The following is a 4,839-nucleotide window of genomic DNA, read 5'->3' on the forward strand; positions in this document are numbered from 1 at the left end:
GTTACCTTAGTCGTTCGGCCAAGAAAGACCAATGATCACACTTCCCCTTATTTTCAATCATGGTCACCTGTTTGTGAAACTTGAAGGCAATTTGTGGCTATACGACACAGGAGCACCGACTAGCTTCGGTGCCACCGATAGTCTGAGTTTTGCGGGCGAACAGTTTGGCCTCTCCTCAAGCTATTTTGGTCTTACTGCCGCCAGGCTCTCACAATATGTAGAGGTTGAGTGTTCCGGTCTTCTCGGAGCAGATGTTCTTAGTCGTTTCGACCACATTTTGGACACTGCAGGCGGCAAGCTCAACGTTTCCACTGCCGAATTGTCGCATGACGGGCAGAGCGTTCGCTTGGACGAGTTCATGGGTATTCCCATCGTCACTGCTCGCGTCGGCGGCAGTGACTACCGGATGTTCTTCGACACCGGGGCTCAGATTTCCTACTTTCAGGACGACTCACTCACGATGTTCCCATCCGCTGGCAGCGTCACCGACTTCTATCCTGGCGTTGGTCAGTTCCAGACCGACACTCACGAGGTTCCAGTCTCACTCGGTGGCGTGGCATTTGTCCTTCGTTGTGGAAGTCTTCCAGGCTTGCTTGGAGCTACTCTCATGATGGCTGGCACCGAAGGAGTCGTCGGAAATCAAGTTTTGAATGATCGTATTGCCGGATTCTTCCCAAGGAGAAACTTGTTGTGCCTATGATCGATCAACCACACTCATCGTGGGCAGAGGTTTATGACATCGCCTATCAACGCTCGTTTGGCGATTTCTACGCCCGCTTGACTGATGCGACAGTCGACTTGATCGCAAAAAGGGTTCAGCTCCCCGCCAAAATCGTAGATTTCGGAGCAGGAACAGGGCGCCTGTCCATTCCGCTCTCACGGAAGGGATTTGATGTGACTGCGGTTGAGCCGTGTGAGAATATGCTCAATCAGTTGAAGAGAAAGGATGTCGCCGGTCTAGTAACAGTTGCTTGTTCAAAAATGGAGAATTTTCGGGGTGAAGTGCACTTTGATGCAGCATTGTGTGTCTTCACTGTAATTCTGTATCTGCTCGAAGAAACTGCACTCAGGAGGTCTTTCGAAGCCGCTAACGCATCGTTGAAGCCGGGCGGCATTCTGATTCTGGACATTCCGTCTGAAGCGATATTCAGCGGGTATTCACGACGCGATGCCATTTTTGAGCGTTGCGTTACCGTAACCCACAACAGCGAGAGCATCTACACCTACAGAGAAGAGTTGGTTGTGAAAAACGATGACGGCGAGCCAACCCGCTATGAAGATGAATTTCGAATCAGGCATTGGCATTCGGAGCAAGTGATCCGTGTTTTACAGGACACGGGATTCTCTTTGTTAGAAGACTTATCTGCATTGTTTTTTGGCGCAGGATCAAACTACTACATATTGAAAAAGGCCGAACAAGGCGCTGCACCGGACGGCAATTCCGCTGCGCTCCATTGCCGCCGGTGAGCTTGGTCGTTAGGTCGCACGAGCCGGCATGGCAGAAACAGAACCTAGAGTGGCGTGTCGCAGATGCGGGGTGATGATCCTCCTGCGCACGGCTCAGTCGAACCGGGGCCGCTGCCGTGGCCCTTGCCGGCTTCCGCAGTGTCTCAAGTGTGGCAACTCCGTCGCACTGGCTCGCTTAGAGGGGCATGCTCGCACGAGATGCGCGGGACGGCAGCGCCGCCATGTTGAAGAACGCCTGCGGACTGGTGATCTCAAACGCTGTCCGGAATGTGGGAATGCCGTGCGCTCATTTCGCCTCGACCGGCATCTTGCTGAGAAGTGCGGTGCCCGAATGCATCCTTTCGCCGCTGCTCTTCCTCACGTTGCCGTTCCCGAATGGTTGCGTGGCTTGGCTGATCGGGATGATCTCCCGATACCTATTCCCCTGGAACACATCTTGGGTGAAAGTTGCTTCTATCCGTCATCGGGCTTGGACGGATCGCCTATTCTCCTCGCAAACGGCTGCGTGCATTCATTCGTGTACGCCGACTATGGGACAAGCCGCGATGCCGTCTTGCGGGCAATGTCGTCGCCGGGATTCAAGCACTACAGGCTGCTGCTTCAGCGAGACGTCGCAAGACAGGAGCTCGTGCCGGAGCACTGGAATCCGACGGTTAGCTATTGGTTCGACGACCCGGGCGCGCAGGGGCGGCTTATGACGGCTCAACAATCGTGCGAACCGTTTGGCGTCTGGTCGATCTGGCGCCGCGTAGACGAGCGGAACGAAAAGGCAGGCCCGCTACTTTTCAGTTTTCTGTTCTTGGGCGGCGAAGCCCTCGCCTGCTACGATGGGCTGTATCGCCGTGTTGGAGTAGTCCCGAAGGTCATCGCCTTGATACAGCCCGGGCACGCTTTCGGTGGTAACTGGACGGACTTCACGGATCCGGTTGCTCCCTTCTGGCAGGCTGTCACTGAGCAGGGCGCGTTTCCAGATTACCTTCTCATGGGCAGCTATGGTTATCGTCGTGCGGAGCGCAGCCAGTTCGAGGGGTATGAGCGCCTTCGGGGAGCGCGGACTCATGACGGTGGGCAGGATCGAACGGTCGATGTCTTCAGACGAACACGTGCAACCTAACAATCGGTTGCAGCGGACGGCGCTGCGCGCCGCCGCTGAACCGGAGAGTTAGCCGTCTCGCACATGTCTGAATCGGCGTTCATCGTTCGAGTTCCTGAAGCGGAAGCCTGTGTCGCCAAATTGCGGCAGCGCTTCGACCCATCGGTCGCGTTGGGAGTCCCTGCGCACATCACGGTTCTTGCTCCGTTTATGGAGCCGAATCTCATCTCTCAAGAAGTACTTTCGCAGCTGCGAGCGGCACTCGGCACCGTCAAGTCGTTCCAGTTTCAGTTGGGAACGGTCGCTCGGTTCCCCGCAACAGCTTATCTCGCCCCGGAGCCAGCGGAAGCATTCGTTGCGCTAACCGAACTGCTGGTCCGGCACTTCCCGCATTTTCCGCCATTTCGCGGTGCGCACCCAACCATAGTCCCTCACCTCACCGTCGCGAACGGCAATGCCTCGGAGGCTGAAGCTGCTGCTTCCGAGCTCGAAGCGGTGCTTGGGGCCCACGGACCCATTGCCGCAAAGTGCTCATCCGTAGTACTGTTGGAGAATTCCACTGGTCTTTGGAAAGAGTTGCATGCCTTTCCGCTCCGGAACCAAGACGGCTAACCATTCGTTCCAGCCGACCCACTCCGGGCTGCGCCCTCCGTGGGCGGCTGAACTCAAACGTTGGGCGGACTCCGATCGCGCCATGGCGTCCGGACCGGTCCGAGACTTGTCCGGGACCGCACGCATCACTTGGTTCAGATAGGTCCAAGAAAGTATTGAACGAAATCAAGGATATCGCTAATAAAACAACCGCGAGTTCCTCGCCTCAGGTCCAGCCGCCTTCACAAGCAAAGTCACAAATGAAGAGAAAGATGCCGAGAGCCTTGCTGACGAAGGCAAAGGCCAACAAACGCGACGAATTTTATACTCAGCTGATCGATATCGAAAGCGAGTTGAAGCATTACGAGTCGCATTTCGCAGAAAAAGTCGTCTACTGTAACTGCGACGATCCTCGTTCAAGCAATTTTTTCAGATATTTTTCAAGCAACTTCAGCAGGCTGCGTCTCAAGAAAGTGATCGCTGCGTGTTACAAGTGCCAAGAGGGTGATCTTTTTGCGCCAAACGTGAACGGTCCGGCGATCTATCTTGAATCTGAGTCGGGAGACATTAGTCCCGACTTAGTAGAGCGCAACCTTAAGCCTTTCAAAGGCGACGGTGATTTTCGTAGTTCGGAAAGCATCAGCCTCTTGATGCAATCTGACGTGGTAGTAACCAATCCACCTTTCTCGCTGTTTCGCGAGTATGTTGCTCAGTTGATTAGGCATAACAAAAAGTTCCTAATCATCGGGAATATCAATGCAATTACATACAAAGAAATCTTTGGGTTGATAAAAGAAAATAGGGCATGGCTGGGAATCAATCTGGGTAGAGGTGTTTCTGGATTCATCGTTCCCGAACACTACGAACTATATGGGACGGAAGCTGAAATTGATGCTTCTGGAAATCGAATCATCTCACCCAATAATTGCTTGTGGCTCACGAACCTAGATACATTCAAACGCCACGAAGACATACCTCTTACAAAGAGATATTTGGGGAATGAGTCGAACTATCCGAAGTATGACAATTACGATGCCATAAATGTCGACAAGACCCAGGATATCCCAATGGACTATGATGGGTTCATGGGGGTTCCGATCACATTTCTGCACAAGTTTAATCCAGAGCAGTTTGAGTTGATTAGGTTCAGAAAGGGCCATGACGACAACGATTTGTCGATCAATGGAAAATGTCCCTACTTCAGAATTATAGTTAGGAACAGGAAGCCAGTTCCGCTTTAGTGAGGACGCTGTTATGCGAAAAAGACAAACTAGCAGGTTGAGTAGTCAGCATGTGTCCTCAGGAGGCGTGACGGGGATATTCGGCGAGGGCGCCCAGGAACACGAGAAGGTTGTTGGGGTCGCAAGCTCGAAGGTATTCGAGGAACTTAAGAAAAGCCACCCGAGTTACGAGTTCAGACTCAGGCAAGCAATTAGTAAGCAGGAAATAAATGAAAAGCTACGAACTATCGATAATAGGCTGGGCAAAACACTGTTTGTGAAGAACTCGAAGATCAAACCGGATGGTGGGGTCATTGAAGTCCTCGACAAGGACAAGCGATGGAGGGTGATTTTGGTTAGCGAAGCGAAATTTCAAGGAAAAGATATTGAGAACATCGAGAGTGGGACACTTGTCGGGAAGAAAAACAATCAGGAATTAATGGTAGCTGGCAATGCGATTGAACGTGT

Annotated in this window: 5 protein-coding genes and 2 pseudogenes; all 7 read left to right on the forward strand. The window is 52.8% G+C overall.

Annotated elements, in window-relative coordinates:
- Nucleotides 1-31: 31 nt before the first annotated feature.
- Nucleotides 32-700 carry a hypothetical protein gene (locus FJ147_27165; protein MBM4259567.1) on the forward strand — a complete coding sequence of 223 codons (669 nt, stop codon included), beginning with the start codon at nucleotides 32-34 and terminating at the stop codon, nucleotides 698-700.
- Nucleotides 697-1,356 (forward strand): annotated as a pseudogene (locus FJ147_27170) (class I SAM-dependent methyltransferase). Before FJ147_27165 ends, FJ147_27170 begins: the two are co-directional and overlap by 4 nt.
- 19 nt (nucleotides 1,357-1,375) lie before the next feature.
- Nucleotides 1,376-1,480: pseudogene (locus FJ147_27175) on the forward strand (hypothetical protein).
- A gap of 15 nt (nucleotides 1,481-1,495) precedes the next feature.
- Nucleotides 1,496-2,581 carry a hypothetical protein gene (locus FJ147_27180; GenBank protein MBM4259568.1) on the forward strand — a complete coding sequence of 362 codons (1,086 nt, stop codon included), beginning with the start codon at nucleotides 1,496-1,498 and terminating at the stop codon, nucleotides 2,579-2,581.
- Between the two features lie 63 nt (nucleotides 2,582-2,644).
- Entirely contained in the window at nucleotides 2,645-3,172 is a 528-nt protein-coding gene (locus tag FJ147_27185) for a 2'-5' RNA ligase family protein (protein ID MBM4259569.1), read from the forward strand.
- Nucleotides 3,173-3,411: 239 nt separating this feature from the next.
- A complete protein-coding gene (locus FJ147_27190) occupies nucleotides 3,412-4,392 on the forward strand; it encodes an adenosine deaminase (GenBank protein MBM4259570.1) in 981 nt (326 codons plus the stop codon).
- 13 nt (nucleotides 4,393-4,405) lie between these two features.
- On the forward strand, nucleotides 4,406-4,839 hold a 434-nt coding region (locus tag FJ147_27195; protein ID MBM4259571.1), incomplete at its 3' end, for a restriction endonuclease.

This window comes from Deltaproteobacteria bacterium (assembly GCA_016874775.1).
In the GTDB taxonomy this organism is placed as follows: domain Bacteria; phylum Desulfobacterota; class Binatia; order Bin18; family Bin18; genus VGTJ01.

Excerpts from the sequence above, each read along its gene's own strand:
- FJ147_27180 (MBM4259568.1), top strand. The coding sequence starts at position 1,496 with ATGGCAGAAACAGAACCTAGAGTGGCGTGTCGCAGATGCGGGGTGATG.
- FJ147_27185 (MBM4259569.1), top strand. The coding sequence starts at position 2,645 with ATGTCTGAATCGGCGTTCATCGTTCGAGTTCCTGAAGCGGAAGCCTGT.
- FJ147_27165 (MBM4259567.1), top strand. The coding sequence starts at position 32 with ATGATCACACTTCCCCTTATTTTCAATCATGGTCACCTGTTTGTGAAA.
- FJ147_27190 (MBM4259570.1), top strand. The coding sequence starts at position 3,412 with ATGAAGAGAAAGATGCCGAGAGCCTTGCTGACGAAGGCAAAGGCCAAC.